Below are 14,218 nucleotides of genomic sequence, written 5' to 3' on the forward strand. Positions count from 1 at the left end.
CGGAATCCGTACGGGCGGCTGATGTCCGGGGCCCCGGACCCGGCTCCGGGGCCGTCAGAACATGGCGTTCTCCTGGTACGTGCCCCACTCCTGCCGCAGCGCGTTGCAGATCTCGCCCAGGGTCGCCTCGGCGCGCACCGCGTCCAGCATCGGCGGGATCATCGACTCGCCCGAGCGGGCCGCCGCCAGCATGGCGTCCAGCCCGGCCCGGACGGCCGCCTCGTCCCGGGCCGCCTTGCGCTCGGCCAGCACCCGGACCTGCTCGCGCTCGACCTCGTGGCTGACCCGCAGGATCTCCAGCTCCGGGGTGACGCTGCGCGGGTGGCAGTTGACGCCGACCACGCGCTTGTCGCCCTTCTCCACCGACTGCTGGTACTGGAAGGCCGCCTCGGCGATCTCGCCGGTGAACCAGCCCTCCTCGATGCCCCGCAGGATGCCGGAGGTGATCGGGCCGATCTCGTGGTCCTCGCGGCCCTTGTCCAGGATCCGCTGGAAGATCGCCTCGGCCTGCTCCTCGATCCGGTCGGTCAGCGCCTCGACGTACCAGGAACCGCCCAGCGGGTCGGCCACGTTGGCGACGCCGGTCTCCTCCATCAGCACCTGCTGGGTGCGCAGGGCGATCTCGGCGGCCTGCTCGGAGGGCAGCGCCAGGGTCTCGTCCAGGGCGTTGGTGTGCAGCGAGTTGGTGCCGCCGAGCACCGCGGCCAGCGCCTCGACGGCGGTGCGGACCACGTTGTTGTACGGCTGCTGCGCGGTGAGCGAGACGCCGGCGGTCTGGGTGTGGAAGCGCAGCCACTGCGCCTTGTCCGTCTTGGCGCCGAAGCGCTCGCGCATCCAGCGGGCCCAGATCCGGCGGGCGGCGCGGAACTTGGCGATCTCCTCGAAGAAGTCCAGGTGCGCGTCGAAGAAGAACGACAGGCCGGGCGCGAAGACGTCCACGTCCAGGCCGCGGGACAGGCCCAGCTCGACGTAGCCGAAGCCGTCCGCGAGGGTGTACGCCAGCTCCTGCGCGGCCGTCGCCCCGGCCTCGCGGATGTGGTAGCCGGAGACGGACAGCGGCTTGTACGCGGGGATGCCCTCGGCGCAGTAGGCCATCAGGTCGCCGATCAGGCGCAGGTGCGGCTCGGGTGCGAAGAGCCACTCCTTCTGCGCGATGTACTCCTTGAAGATGTCCGTCTGCAGGGTGCCGTTGAGCACCGCCGGGTCGACGCCCTGGCGCTCGGCGGCGACGAGGTACATGCAGAAGACCGGGACGGCCGGGCCGCTGATCGTCATCGAGGTGGTGACCCCGCCGAGCGGGATGTCCTTGAACAGGACCTCCATGTCGGCGGCCGAGTCGATGGCCACGCCGCAGTGCCCGACCTCGCCGAGCGACTTGGGGTCATCCGAGTCGTAGCCCATCAGGGTGGGCATGTCGAAGGCGACCGAGAGGCCGCCGCCGCCCGCGTCCAGGATCATCCGGTAGCGCTCGTTGGTCTGCTGCGCGTTGCCGAAGCCGGCGAACTGGCGGATGGTCCAGGTGCGGCCCCGGTAGCCGGTCGGGTGCAGGCCGCGGGTGTACGGGTACTCGCCCGGCCAGCCGATCCGCTCGAAGCCCTCGACGGCCTGCCCGGCGGGCGGGCCGTAGACCGGCTCGACCTCGTCGCCGGAGAGGGTGCTGAAGTCCGCGTCCCGCTTGCGGGCCTTGTCGTACCGCTGCTGCCAGCGCTGGCGTCCGCGCTCGATCTCCTCGGCGTCCATGACCCCGAACTCCGCTCCGTACGGCCGCCACGGCGACGGGGCGGCACAGCTATTAGGACGTCCTACTAATTTACTCGGACGTCCTAGTACTTGTCGATGGCAGTCGGCCCCGTGTCGCCCGCGCCGAGGCGCCCGGCACCGGGCCGGAGCGGATCGGAACGGATCGGAGCGGTCGGAACAGGCCGGAGCGGGCCGGCACCGGCCGGAGCGGGCCCGGGAACGCCGAGAGCGCCCCTCCCCCGCGATCGGGGAGGGGCGCTCTCGAAGGGTTCGGCTCAGACGCCGGCCGGATGGCGGGCACCGGTGCCCGCCGTCAGCCTCTCGGCGGCCTCGCCGGCCACCTTGCGCTCGAAGACGAAGGAGAGGAACGGGATGCAGCCCGCCGCCAGGGTCAGCACCAGTCGGCCCAGCGGCCACTTCAGCTTCTGCCCGAGCAGGAAGGTCACCACGAAGTACCCGATGTACAGGTAGCCGTGCAGCATCGCGACGTAGGTGGTCACCTCCTCGGCCTGGCCGAAGCCGTACTTCGCGACCATGAAGCCGCAGAAGACCAGCAGCGCCACACCGGTCGCAATGGCCAGGCCCCGGTACCAGCCCAGCAGGGGGGTCGCCTTCATACTCTTCCTCGCCTCGCTCGGCAGTTTCCGCGGGTACGCCCGGATCCGCGCACCGCTCCCACGAGGGTAGCCGTCCTCACGGCCGCCGCTTCGCAGCCCCCTCGTCCGGCTCGGCGAAGTCGCCGGCCGCGACGCGCAGCGGCCTGAGCAGTTCGAAGACCTGGCGGCACTGGTCGGGGCCGTACTCCTCCAGCCCGAACTCCATCGCCATCAGCTCCCGGGTGGCCTCCTCGACCGCCTCCCGGCCGCGGTCGGTGATCGCGGCCAGCACGCCGCGGCCGTCCAGCGGGTTGGGGCGGCGGGCGACCAGGCCGGCCCGCTCCAGGCGGTCGACGGTGTTGGTCACGCTGGTCGGGTGGACCATCAGCCGCTCGCCGATCTTGGAGAGCGAGAGCTCGCCGGTCCGGCTGAAGGTCAGCAGGACCAGCGCCTCGTAGCGGGCGAAGGTCAGCCCGTACGGCTTGAGCACCGCGTCCACGCGGGACAGCAGGATCTGGTGGGCGCGCATGATCGAGGTGATCGCCGCCATCGAGGGGACTCCGCCCCAGCGGCGGGTCCACAGCTCGTCGGCGCGGGCGATCGGGTCGAAGTCGAGAGCGAGGGGCTTGGCCACCTCCTTACCGTACCGGCGCCCGCTACCGGCGCTACCAGCCGTCCTGATGGTGGACAAGTGCGACGCGTGGCGGGATCCCGCCATTGGGGCGGCCAGGTCCATACCAGGACATTGCACCGGTGTGAACGGGCGGCAACGGGGGTGCGGCGCACCGGGGTTGACCGCCGATCCCGCCAATGCCGTGCCGGCAGGCCTCGGTTCGGACGGTAACCCGCTGCAAGGCGGGGTGATTCGCCCGGTTCGTCCGTCCGTTCACATTGCTTCGTTCTGGCGGGACTTGGCCAATCCATGAGCAAGACCTGTCATTTGATTTGCTCGATTGTCATGCTTTCCGCCAACCCCGTTCGACAGCCACCACCCCCACCCACCGGTGGCGAAGCCCGGGGCCCTGCACGTCAGCGCCCGTCCCGCCCCGAAGGTGCCGAACCCGGCCCCCGGGACGAGGTGCGACCGCGCCCACACGCGGTTCTCCGGAAGGACTCGTCCGTGAAGCGAAAGCTCGCCGCAGTCGCCGTCATCTCCGCCACCGCCCTGCTCACGGGCGTCGTCCAGGCCAGCACCGCGGCCATCGCGGACCCGGCCCCGCACTCCCAGGCCGCCGACCTGATCGCCCTGGCCAACGGCCAGGCCGCCAAGGTGGCGCATGCCCTGGGCCTGGGCGGCCAGGAGAAGCTGGTCGCCAAGGACGCCCTGGTGGACGCCGACGGCACCCGCCACTTCCGCTACGAGCGCACCTTCGCCGGGCTCCCGGTCCTGGGCGGCGACCTCGTGGTGCACCAGAAGGCGGACGGCTCGACCACCTCCGTGGACAAGGCCACCGGCGCGACGATCGCCCTGCCGAGCCTCACCCCGCAGATCCCCGCCGACAAGGCCGCGGCCCAGGCCACCGGCGCCGTCCAGTCCACCGTCGGCGTCACCGCCGACAAGGACGAGGCCCCGCTGACGGCGGTGCACCAGACCGGCAAGGCCGAGCTCGTGGTCTGGGCCACCGACGGCAGCCCGCGCCTGGCGTACCGCACCACCGTCGAGGGCGAGCGCGCCGACGGCACCCCGAGCCGCCAGCTGCTGGTCACCGACGCGGCGAGCGGCCAGGTGCTCTCCACCCACGAGGAGGTGCAGACCGCCTCCGGCACCGGCAAGGGCGTCTTCGTCGGCACCGTCCCGCTGACCACCACCCAGAGCGGCTCCAGCTTCCAGCTGAAGGACGCCAGCCGCGGCGGCCAGGCCACCTACACCCTGAAGGGCCGCACCTCCGGCTCCGGCACCCTGGTCGCCAACTCGACCGACAGCTTCGGCAACGGCCTGTCCTCCAACGCGGAGTCCGCCGCCGTGGACGCCCAGTTCGGCGCCGCCGCCACCTGGGACTTCTACAAGAACACCTTCGGCCGCAGCGGCATCAAGAACAACGGCGTCGGCGCGGCGAGCCGGGTCCACTACGGGCGCAACTACGTCAACGCGTTCTGGGACGACAGCTGCTTCTGCATGACCTACGGCGACGGCACCAGCAACACCCACCCGCTGACCGAGCTGGACGTGGCCGGCCACGAGATGAGCCACGGCGTCACCTCGGCCACCGCCAACCTGAACTACTCGGGCGAGTCCGGCGGCCTCAACGAGGCCACCTCGGACATCTTCGGCACCATGGTCGAGTTCTACGCCAACCTGCCCGCCGACAAGCCGGACTACCTGATCGGCGAGCTGATCGACATCAACGGCGACGGCACGCCGCTGCGCTACATGGACCAGCCCTCCAAGGACGGCTCCTCGGCCGACTACTGGTCCCCCTCGGTCGGCAACCTGGACGTGCACTACTCCTCCGGCGTGGCCAACCACTTCTTCTACCTGCTCGCCGAGGGCAGCGGCGCCAAGACCATCAACGGCGTCAACTACAACAGCCCGACCTCCAACGGCTCGACCCTCGCCGGCATCGGCCGGGACAAGGCCGCGCAGGTCTGGTACAAGGCGCTGACCACCTACATGACCTCCAGCACCAACTACGCCGCCGCCCGCACGGCGACCCTGAAGGCCGCCACCGACCTGTACGGCGCGAACAGCGCCGAGTACAACGCGGTCGCCGCCACCTGGGCCGCCGTCAACGTCAACTGACGTACGGCGCAGCCTGACCGGACGCCCGGGGCCCGCGGAGGGCAGGCCCCGGGCGTCCGCCTGTCTCCGGGCGTCCGGCCGCCCGAGGGTGCCCGGGCGTCCGCCTGCCTCCGGCCCGTCAAGGCCGACCGGCTGGCGGAGTCCCGCCAGGGGGACGAACAGCCCATACCGGGCAACCGGCGGCAACCGAACCATCCGTACCGGGACTGGCGATTCCTGGCCAATCCCCGTACGCGGCCTGTCCATTACTGCCAACAATTGTCATGCTTCTGACCAGGTCCCGTCCGACCTCCGTCACCCCCACCCATCAGGCGGAGCGTCAGGAACCGCACGGGAGCAGCACGTCCGCGCCCTACCGCCCCACGGCGTCAACCCCGACGCCCCGGTACGCGGCGCACCCGCACGCACCCGCGGGTCTCGTGGAAGGAACCCCCTGTCCATGAAACGAAAGCTGACTGTCGGAGCCGTACTCTCCGCCACCGCCCTGCTGGCCGGCGTCGTCCAGATCGCCGCCGCCCCCGCCCAGGCCGCCGCCCCCGCGCCCGGGCAGCAGCAGTCCGCGCTGCTCGCGTTCGCCGCCGGGCAGAGCACCCCGGTCGCGCAGGCCCTGGCCCTCGGCGGCCAGGAGCAGCTGGTGGCCAAGGACGTCGTGGTGGACCGGGACGGCACCCGTCACCTCCGGTACGAGCGGACCTACGCCGGCCTGCCGGTGATCGGCGGCGACCTGGTCGTCCACCAGAAGGCCGACGGCACGGTCGGCTCGGTCGACCGCGCCTTCGCCGGCCGGCTGTCCGTACCCTCCCTCACCCCGGGCCTCGCCGCGGGCCAGGCCGCCGAGCGGGCCACCGCCGCGGTGCGCGCGACGGTCGGCATCGCCGCCGACGAGGACGAGGCGGCGCTCAGCCGGGTCGACGGCGCCGGTGCGGCCGAGCTGGTCGTCTGGGCGGCCGACGGCGCCCCGCGGCTGGCCCACCGCACGGTGGTCACCGGCGAGCGGGCGGACGGCACCCCGAGCCGCCAGGACGTCGTCACCGACGCGGCCACCGGCCAGGTGCTCTCCAGCCAGGAGCACGTGCAGACCGCGACCGGCACCGGCAAGGGCGTCAACGTCGGCACCGTCACGCTGACCACCACCCAGAGCGGTTCCAGCTACCAGCTGAAGGACGCCTCCCGGGGCAACCAGTCCACCACCGACCTCAAGGGCGGCACCTCGGGCAGCGGCACGCTGTTCACCAACACCACCAACTCCTGGGGCAACGGCCTGCCGTCCAACCGGGAGTCCGCCGGTGTGGACGCCCAGTACGGCGCCGCCGCCACCTGGGACTACTACAAGAACACCTTCGGCCGCAGCGGCATCAAGAACAACGGCGTCGGCGCCGCCAGCCGGGTCCACTACAGCACCAACTACGTGAACGCGTTCTGGGACGACTCCTGCTTCTGCATGACGTACGGCGACGGCTCCGGCAACACCCACCCGCTGACCGCCATCGACGTCTCCGGCCACGAGATGAGCCACGGCGTCACCTCCGCCACCGCCGGCCTGATCTACTCCGGCGAGTCCGGCGGCCTCAACGAGGCCACCTCGGACATCTTCGGCACCATGGTCGAGTGGTCGGCCAACCTGGCCGCCGACCCCGGTGACTACCTGATCGGCGAGAAGCTCAACATCAACGGCAACGGCACCCCGCTGCGCTACATGGACAAGCCCTCCAAGGACGGCGCCTCGGCCGACTACTGGTCCTCCACCGTCGGCAACAAGGACGTCCACTACTCCTCCGGCGTCGCCAACCACTTCTTCTACCTGCTCTCGGAGGGCAGCGGCGCCAAGGTCATCAACGGCGTCAGCTACAACAGCCCGACCTCCAACGGCTCGACGGTGACCGGCATCGGCCGGACCAAGGCGGCGGCCATCTGGTACCGCGCGCTGACCGTCTACATGACCTCCACCACCAACTACAAGGCCGCCCGCACCGCGACCCTCAAGGCCGCCGGCGACCTGTACGGCACCACCAGCACCGAGTACAAGACCGTGGCGGCGGCCTGGAGCGCCGTGAACGTCAACTAGCGACCCACCGGCGCCCCGGGCGGGAACGCGAGCCGCCCGGGGCGCACCCCGGACCATCCCCGGTAAGAAACGGCGACAGGCTGCCGCGGCCCTTTGGGAGAGGAGGCCGCGGCAGCCTGTCGACCGTCCGCTTCGCGAGCCGCGGTCAGGCGGTGGCGGCCTTCAGCTCGCCGCGCTCCTCGCGGCCGAGCATCCGCTCCGCGACGAAGCCGCCGCCGGGCAGCACCGAGAGCACGAACAGCAGGACGCCGCGCTTGGCGTCCCACTTCTGCGACTGCCAGGCCTGGATCCAGAAGACCACGTACAGGATGAACAGGATCCCGTGGACCATGCCCATCACCGGGACGCCGTCGAAGGACGTGGTCCGCTTCAGCACCGAGCAGATCAGCAGCAGGACGAACGAGACCCCTTCGGGGCCGGAGACCAGGCGCAGGCGGTGGACGGCGCTGCTGTTCACGTGGGATACCTCGATACGGGGGTCGGCGGCGCGGGCACGCTTGTGAAGCGACTCACAAGCCTTTCCGGCCATTATCACCGAGCACACGTCCGACTCCCCGGCCGGGGGTGGGCTCCGTGCCCGATCTCACAGCACCCGCCTCCCTCCTCAGCCGGCCCCGCTCCCCGCCCGGGGCCTCCGTGTCACAGCTGTGTGCCGGAACACGGCCGAGCACGGCCGCCCGTCACCGGGACCCCCTATCCTGCTGCCCGCGCGCCCCACCGATCCGGGCGCCGGAAGCATCACGCCACGGGGGTAGTCAGCACATGTTCAAGCGCGACTGGGACCGCAGGACCTGCGCCAAGCGCGGCCACATCACCTACGCGCCGACCGAGCCCGAGCTGGCGTCCCGGCTGCACGCCGCCACCGCCGTCGGCGACGCCTGGCGCTGCCTGCGCTGCGGCGACTTCGCGCTCGGCGCCCCGCACGGCACCGGCCCCGCCGGGGACGCGCCGCTGGTGCCGCGCGGCAAGGCGCTGCGGGACCTCTTCATCCTGCGCTTCCTCGCCGTCGAGCGGGTGCTGCGCGGGCTGCTGATCATCGTGGTCGCCTGGGCCGTGTGGAAGTTCTCCAACAGCCAGGACGCGGTGCACCGGGTCTTCGACGAGAACCTGACGGTCTTCCGGCCGGTCACCGACCACTTCCACTGGGACCTCGAACACGCCCCGATCGTCGAGACGATCCGCAAGACCTTCGACTTCAAGAAGAGCACCCTGCTGATCGTCGCGGGCGCGCTGCTCGCCTACGCCGTGATCGAGATCGTCGAGGCGGTCGGCCTCTGGCTCAACAAGCGCTGGGCCGAGTACCTGACCGTGGTCGCCACCGCGGCCTTCCTGCCGCTGGAGGGCTACGAGCTGAGCCACCACGTCAGCGCGGTGAAGATCTGCACCCTGGTGCTGAACATCGCCGCGGTCCTGTGGATCATGCTCTCCAAGCGCCTGTTCGGGCTGCGCGGCGGCGTGGTGGCCTTCGAGGCGGAGCGCCACTCGGCCTCGCTGCTGGAGGTCGAGCAGGCGGCCGGCACGGTTCCGCACCCCGGACACGGCGCGCACGCCCGGCACTGACCGGCCTTTCGTCCCGGCACTGACCGGCGGTTTTGTCCCAGCCCGGTACCAGTCCGGCCCCGCGCTCTCCCCGGGCCACGGCCGCAGCGGCTAGATTGCGGCCGTGGCACAGTTCAGACTCCAGGGATCGCGAGTGCTCGCCGTCGACTTGGGCGGGGACGCCGTCAAGGCCAGACACGGCGCCATGGTCGCCTACACCGGGCAGATGGCCTTCAAGAAGCTGACCGGCGGCGGGGACGGCCTGCGCGGCATGGTCGCCCGCCGGCTCACCGGCGAGAAGATGACCGTCATGGAGGTGAAGGGCCAGGGCACCTGCTACTTCGCCGACAAGGCCACCGAGATCAACCTCGTCCGGCTGAACGGCGAGGCGCTGTACGTCGAGGCGGACAACCTGCTCTGCACCGAGTCCGCCCTGCACACCGGCACCAGCTTCACCGGCCTCAACGGCATGTCCTCCGGCAACGGCCTGTTCACCACCAAGGTGGAGGGGCACGGCTGGGCCGCCCTCACCTCCAACGGACCCGCCATCATCCTGCGGGTCGACAAGAGCATGCCGCTGCGGGTGGACCCGGGCGCGTACGTCGCCCACACCGGCAACCTGCACCGCAGCCTCAAGTCGGGCGCCGGCTGGACGACGGTGATCGGCGAGGGCGGCGGCGAGGCCGTCCAGGTCGAGTTCACCGGCGAGGGCCTGGTGTACGTGCAGCCCTCCGAGAAGATCACCATCGGAGGTGACGTCTGATGGGCTTCACGAAGATCAACGGCAAGATGGTCGAGGCCCAGGTGGTGCCCGGTCAGCGGCTGTTCAGCCAGCGCGGCGCGATGCTCGCGTACAGCGGCGACGTCCGCTTCACGCCGAACATCACCGGCGGTCAGGGCGGCGTGATGTCGATGATCGGCCGCCGGGTGGCCAACGAGGACACCCCGCTGATGACCGTCGAGGGCCAGGGCCGGGTGATGTTCGGCCACGGCGGCCACCACGTCCACGTGATCGACCTCTTCGGCGACACCCTGTACGTCGAGGCGGACCGGCTGCTCGCCTTCGAGGGCACGCTGCGCCAGTCCACCATGTTCATGGGCTCGCAGGGCGGGGTGATGGGCATGGTCCGCGGCCAGGTCACCGGGCAGGGCCTGTTCACCACCAAGCTGGAGGGCAACGGCTCGGTCGCGGTGATGGCGCACGGCGGCGTCTTCGAGCTGCCGATCGTCCCCGGCCAGGACGTGCACGTCGACCCGCAGGCGTACGTGGCGCACCGCGGCGACGTCCGCAACAAGCTGTCCACCGCGCTCGGCTGGCGCGACATGATCGGCCGCGGCTCGGGCGAGGCGTTCCAGCTGGAGCTGTCCGGGCAGGGCGCGGTGTACGTCCAGGCGAGCGAGGAGAAGCTCTGATGTCCTACCCGCCGCAGCCCCCGTACGGGCAGTCGCCGCACGACCAGCAGACCCAGCCGGGCTTCGCCGTCCCGCAGCCGCCCCCGCCGGGCTACGGCCCGCAGCCGGGCTACCCGGCGCCGGGCGGCCCGCAGCAGGGCGGGTACCCGCAGCAGGGAGGCTACCCCCAGCAGGGCGGCTACCCGACGCCCCCGCCCCAGCAGCCCCAGCAGTCGTACGCCCAGGAGCAGTTCGGCGGCCCGGTCGCCCCGCTGCCGACCACCCAGGGCGGCGCGGGCCCGGTGGTGCACGACGTGTACAGCCTGCCGGTCAACGACAACGTCAACCCGTACGCCTTCTCGGTTGAGCTGAACGGGTCCTACTTCCTGCAGAAGGGCAAGATGGTCGCCTACTACGGCGACATCACCTTCAAGGGCGTCGGTGCCGGGATGGTCGACCGGATGCTCGGGCAGCACTTCAACTCGCCGATGCACGCGTCGGACTGGGTGGTCGCCGAGGGCCGCGGCAAACTGCTGCTGGCCGACCGGGCGTTCGACCTCAATTCGTACGACCTGGAGGACGGAAACCTGACCGTCCGCTCCGGCAACCTGCTCGCCTTCGACCCGACGCTGCGGCTCAAGCAGTCGATCATCCCGGGCTTCCTGACCCTGATCGGCACCGGCCGGTTCGTCGCCGCCTCCAACGGGCCGGTGCACTTCGTGGAGCCGCCGATCCGGGTGGACCCGCAGGCGCTGGTCGGCTGGGCGGACTGCCCGGCGCCGTGCCACCACTACGACCACGACTACATGCACGGGCTGATCGGCGGCATCCGGCGGCTGACCGGCATCGGCGGCGCCTCCGGCGAGGAGCACCAGTTCGAGTTCATCGGCGCCGGGCAGGTGCTGCTGCAGTCCAGCGAGAAGCTGATGGCGGAGCGGTCGGTGGGCCAGGTCGGGGCCGAGGCGGGCGTCCCGGTCGGCGGCGTGCCGTCCCAGCCGGGCACGGGCGGCCACGGCGGCGGCAACCCCAACATCCCGGGGCTGGGTAACCTGGGCGACCTCGGCCGACGTTTCGGCCTGTAAAGTCGTACAAGATTGAACTAAATCGGCTATGCTAGGTCCCATGGATACGCACACGATCGACACTGCGGACAACCCTCCGTCGCAGCCCGAGGAGGAAACTCCCTGGCTGTCCGCCAGGGAGCAGCGGATGTGGCGCGCCCATCTGGAGGTCTCCAAGCTGCTGGAGTACCAGCTCAGCCGCGAACTCCAGCCCCACAGCCTGGCCATCAACGACTACGAGATCCTCGTCGTGCTCTCCGAGGCCCCGGACCGCCGGATGCGGATGACCGACCTCGCGACCGCCACGCTGCAGTCGAAGAGCCGGCTCTCCCACCAGATCACCCGGATGGAGAACGCCGGCCTCGTCCTCCGCCAGGAGTGCCCCGGCGACCGGCGCGGCCTCTACGCCCACCTCACCGAGCAGGGCTGGGAAACCATGCAGCGGGTCGCCCCGGACCACGTGCGCAGCGTCCGGGCCCACTTCATCGACCGCTTCACCCCCGAACAGCTCGACGCCATGTTCGAGGCCCTCGCCCCGATCGCCGACCACCTCCGCGGCCTCCGCGGCCGCCCGTAGGCACCACCCGCTCCCCCGGAGGGCGGGGCCGTGGACACCACCACGGCCCCGCCCTCCGCGGCACCGGCCCCACCGCCCCGAAGCGGCGACGGCGTGACAGAGCCGGGGTGGCTCAGGTCTGGGTGAGGCCGGCGACGAGTTCGTCGGCGGCGCCGTAGGGGTCGAGATCGCCGGCGGCGACGCGTTCGGCGAGCGCGGCCAGGTGGCGGTCCCCGCGGAGGTCGCCGATCCGGGCGCGCAGTTCGGCGAGGGCGATGGCCTCGATCTCCTCGGCCGCCCGGCGGCGGCGCCGCATCGCGAGTTCGCCGTGCTCCTCCAGCCAGGCACGGTGCTTCTCCAGCGCCTCGACCACCTCGTCGACGCCTTCGCCGCGGGCGGCGACGGTCTTCACGATCGGCGGGCGCCAGTCCCCCGCCTCGCGGGCCTCGCCGAGGCCCAGCATGTGGTTGAGCTCCCGCGCGGTGGCGTCGGCGCCGTCCCGGTCAGCCTTGTTGACCACGAAGAGGTCGCCGATCTCCAGGATCCCGGCCTTGGCGGCCTGGATGCCGTCGCCCATGCCGGGGGCCAGCAGCACCACGGTGGTGTCGGCCTGGGCGGCGACCTCGACCTCGGACTGCCCCACGCCGACGGTCTCGACCAGGATGACGTCGCAGCCGGCCGCGTCCAGGACCCGCAGGGCCTGCGGCGCCGCCCAGGAGAGTCCGCCGAGGTGGCCGCGGGTGGCCATCGAGCGGATGAACACCTCGGGGTCGGTGGCGTGGTCCTGCATCCGGACCCGGTCGCCCAGCAGCGCGCCGCCGGAGAACGGCGAGGACGGGTCGACGGCGAGCACCCCGACCCGCTTGCCGAGCCGCCGGTAGGCGGAGACCAGCGCCGAGGTGGAGGTGGACTTGCCGACGCCGGGCGAGCCGGTGAGGCCGACGGTGTAGGCCCGGCCGGTGTGCGGCGCGAGCGCGGCCATGACCTCCCGCAGCTGCGGGGCGGCGTTCTCGACCAGCGTGATCAGCCGGGCGACGGCCCGCGGCCTGCCCTCCCGGGCCTGTTCGACCAGTGTGGGGACATCGATCATCAGGAGCTCCTAGGGTGCGGACGCCGAAGGGGCTGCGGACCGCTTGTGGCGGTCCGCAGCCCCGAAGATCAGATCAGCTGATCAGGCCTTCGGGACGCGCACGATGAGCGCGTCACCCTGGCCACCGCCGCCGCACAGGGCGGCCGCGCCGACCCCGCCGCCACGGCGCTGCAGCTCCAGCGCCAGGGTCAGCACCACCCGGGCACCGGACATGCCGATCGGGTGGCCGAGCGCGATCGCCCCGCCGTTGACGTTGACGATGTCCGCGGAGACGCCCAGGTCCTTGGAGGACTGGTACGCGACGGCCGCGAACGCCTCGTTGATCTCGATCAGGTCGAGGTCGGCGACCTCCAGCCCCTCCTTGGCCAGCGCGTGCTTGATCGCGTTGGACGGCTGCGACTGCAGCGAGTTGTCCGGGCCGGCCACGTTGCCGTGCGCGCCGATCTCGGCGATCCAGGTCAGGCCCAGCTCCTCGGCCTTGGCCTTGCTCATCACGACCACCGCGGCGGCGCCGTCGGAGATCTGCGAGGCGGTGCCGGCGGTGATCGTGCCGTCCTTGGTGAAGGCCGGGCGCAGCTTGGCCAGGCCCTCGACGGTGGTGTCCGCGCGGATGCCCTCGTCCTGGCTGAACAGCACCGGCTCGCCCTTGCGCTGCGGGATGGCGACCGGGACGATCTCGGCCTCGAAGACGCCGTCGGCCTGCGCCTTGGCGGCCCGCTGGTGCGAGGCGGCGGCGATCTCGTCCTGGATCTCGCGCGGGATGCCGAGGCGGGCGTTGTGCTTCTCGGTGGACTCGCCCATCGGGATGTTCTCGTAGGCGTCGGTCAGGCCGTCGTGCGCCATGGCGTCGAGCATCTCGATCGCGCCGTACTTGAAGCCCGCGCGGGACTTCGGCAGCAGGTGCGGGGCGTTGGTCATCGACTCCTGGCCGCCGGCCACGACGACGTCGAACTCGCCGGCGCGGATCAGCTGGTCGGCCAACGCGATGGCGTCCAGGCCGGAGAGGCAGACCTTGTTGATGGTCAGCGCCGGCACGTTCATCGGGATGCCGGCCTTGACGGCGGCCTGGCGGGCCGGGATCTGGCCGGCGCCGGCCTGCAGCACCTGGCCCATGATCACGTACTGGACCTGGTCCCCCGTGATGCCGGCCCGCTCCAGGGCGGCCTTGATGGCGACGCCGCCGAGCTCGGCACCGGAGAAGCCCTTGAGGGATCCGAGCAGGCGACCCATCGGGGTCCGTGCACCGGCAACGATCACAGAGGTGGTGTTGGTCATGGGACGGGCCCCTTCGCACGTCGTGGCCAGGTGAGGATGCGCTCAATGTACTGACCTGTTACCCGCCCGTCACCGGAGCGACGGTGTGATCGAGCGCACTGGCACCCTCCAGTCAACACCGTGCCGACGCGGTCCGGGTGAACCCCGCAGCGTGTGAGCAGGCT

13 protein-coding genes are annotated in these 14,218 nt (G+C 71.5%); 7 read left to right on the forward strand and 6 right to left on the reverse strand.

Annotated elements, in window-relative coordinates; all coding sequences use genetic code 11:
• Positions 1-54: 54 nt before the first annotated feature.
• From ACYP53_RS03615 to ACYP53_RS03625, 3 genes are all read right to left on the reverse strand, one after another.
• The gene (locus ACYP53_RS03615) at positions 55-1,740 is read right to left on the reverse strand and encodes an acyl-CoA mutase large subunit family protein (RefSeq protein WP_189915764.1); all 1,686 of its coding nucleotides are present in this window, start codon (positions 1,738-1,740) and stop codon (positions 55-57) included.
• Positions 1,741-2,015: 275 nt separating this feature from the next.
• Complete coding sequence (locus tag ACYP53_RS03620; protein ID WP_459646624.1) at positions 2,016-2,357, reverse strand: DUF3817 domain-containing protein; 342 nt, start codon at positions 2,355-2,357, stop codon at positions 2,016-2,018.
• Positions 2,358-2,433: 76 nt separating this feature from the next.
• Positions 2,434-2,970, reverse strand: coding sequence for a MarR family winged helix-turn-helix transcriptional regulator (locus ACYP53_RS03625; protein ID WP_189915762.1), 537 nt, complete (start codon positions 2,968-2,970; stop codon positions 2,434-2,436).
• Between the two features lie 486 nt (positions 2,971-3,456).
• Here ACYP53_RS03625 and ACYP53_RS03630 point away from each other — a divergent pair, with 486 nt between their 5' ends.
• The gene (locus tag ACYP53_RS03630; protein WP_229928527.1) at positions 3,457-5,076 is read left to right on the forward strand and encodes a M4 family metallopeptidase; all 1,620 of its coding nucleotides are present in this window, start codon (positions 3,457-3,459) and stop codon (positions 5,074-5,076) included.
• 439 nt (positions 5,077-5,515) lie between these two features.
• On the forward strand, positions 5,516-7,141 hold the full coding sequence (locus ACYP53_RS03635) for a M4 family metallopeptidase (RefSeq protein WP_189915760.1): 1,626 nt from the start codon (positions 5,516-5,518) through the stop codon (positions 7,139-7,141).
• 145 nt (positions 7,142-7,286) lie between these two features.
• Here the strand turns inward: ACYP53_RS03635 and ACYP53_RS03640 are convergent, their stop codons facing one another.
• Entirely contained in the window at positions 7,287-7,598 is a 312-nt protein-coding gene (locus ACYP53_RS03640; protein WP_229928526.1) for a DUF3817 domain-containing protein, read from the reverse strand.
• Between the two features lie 305 nt (positions 7,599-7,903).
• On the opposite strand from ACYP53_RS03640, the gene ACYP53_RS03645 reads away from it, so the two are divergent.
• The 5 genes from ACYP53_RS03645 to ACYP53_RS03665 all read left to right on the forward strand — a co-directional run bounded on the left by ACYP53_RS03645 (position 7,904) and on the right by ACYP53_RS03665 (position 11,710).
• Positions 7,904-8,701 (forward strand): DUF2127 domain-containing protein, encoded by a 798-nt coding sequence (locus ACYP53_RS03645; protein WP_459646625.1) that lies wholly within the window; start codon positions 7,904-7,906, stop codon positions 8,699-8,701.
• A 103-nt stretch (positions 8,702-8,804) separates the two neighbouring features.
• Positions 8,805-9,443 (forward strand): AIM24 family protein, encoded by a 639-nt coding sequence (locus tag ACYP53_RS03650; RefSeq protein WP_189915758.1) that lies wholly within the window; start codon positions 8,805-8,807, stop codon positions 9,441-9,443.
• Positions 9,443-10,093 (forward strand): AIM24 family protein, encoded by a 651-nt coding sequence (locus ACYP53_RS03655; RefSeq protein ID WP_189915757.1) that lies wholly within the window; start codon positions 9,443-9,445, stop codon positions 10,091-10,093. The genes ACYP53_RS03650 and ACYP53_RS03655 overlap by 1 nt, the downstream gene beginning before the upstream one ends.
• 251 nt (positions 10,094-10,344) lie before the next feature.
• The gene (locus tag ACYP53_RS03660) at positions 10,345-11,154 is read left to right on the forward strand and encodes an AIM24 family protein (RefSeq protein ID WP_459647948.1); all 810 of its coding nucleotides are present in this window, start codon (positions 10,345-10,347) and stop codon (positions 11,152-11,154) included.
• A 40-nt stretch (positions 11,155-11,194) separates the two neighbouring features.
• Positions 11,195-11,710, forward strand: coding sequence for a MarR family winged helix-turn-helix transcriptional regulator (locus ACYP53_RS03665; protein WP_189915755.1), 516 nt, complete (start codon positions 11,195-11,197; stop codon positions 11,708-11,710).
• Between the two features lie 112 nt (positions 11,711-11,822).
• Here ACYP53_RS03665 and meaB read toward each other — a convergent pair whose 3' ends face one another.
• Both meaB and ACYP53_RS03675 read right to left on the reverse strand, forming a co-directional pair.
• On the reverse strand, positions 11,823-12,779 hold the full coding sequence (meaB, locus tag ACYP53_RS03670; protein WP_189915754.1) for a methylmalonyl Co-A mutase-associated GTPase MeaB: 957 nt from the start codon (positions 12,777-12,779) through the stop codon (positions 11,823-11,825).
• Positions 12,780-12,860: 81 nt separating this feature from the next.
• Entirely contained in the window at positions 12,861-14,054 is a 1,194-nt protein-coding gene (locus tag ACYP53_RS03675) for an acetyl-CoA C-acetyltransferase (protein ID WP_459646626.1), read from the reverse strand.
• Positions 14,055-14,218: the final 164 nt, after the last annotated feature.

The organism is Kitasatospora sp. Ki12, from assembly GCF_054601375.1.

Excerpts from the sequence above, each read along its gene's own strand:
- ACYP53_RS03615 (WP_189915764.1), bottom strand. The coding sequence starts at position 1,740 with ATGGACGCCGAGGAGATCGAGCGCGGACGCCAGCGCTGGCAGCAGCGG.
- ACYP53_RS03620 (WP_459646624.1), bottom strand. The coding sequence starts at position 2,357 with ATGAAGGCGACCCCCCTGCTGGGCTGGTACCGGGGCCTGGCCATTGCG.
- ACYP53_RS03635 (WP_189915760.1), top strand. The coding sequence starts at position 5,516 with ATGAAACGAAAGCTGACTGTCGGAGCCGTACTCTCCGCCACCGCCCTG.
- ACYP53_RS03645 (WP_459646625.1), top strand. The coding sequence starts at position 7,904 with ATGTTCAAGCGCGACTGGGACCGCAGGACCTGCGCCAAGCGCGGCCAC.
- ACYP53_RS03655 (WP_189915757.1), top strand. The coding sequence starts at position 9,443 with ATGGGCTTCACGAAGATCAACGGCAAGATGGTCGAGGCCCAGGTGGTG.
- ACYP53_RS03665 (WP_189915755.1), top strand. The coding sequence starts at position 11,195 with ATGGATACGCACACGATCGACACTGCGGACAACCCTCCGTCGCAGCCC.
- meaB (WP_189915754.1), bottom strand. The coding sequence starts at position 12,779 with ATGATCGATGTCCCCACACTGGTCGAACAGGCCCGGGAGGGCAGGCCG.
- ACYP53_RS03675 (WP_459646626.1), bottom strand. The coding sequence starts at position 14,054 with ATGACCAACACCACCTCTGTGATCGTTGCCGGTGCACGGACCCCGATG.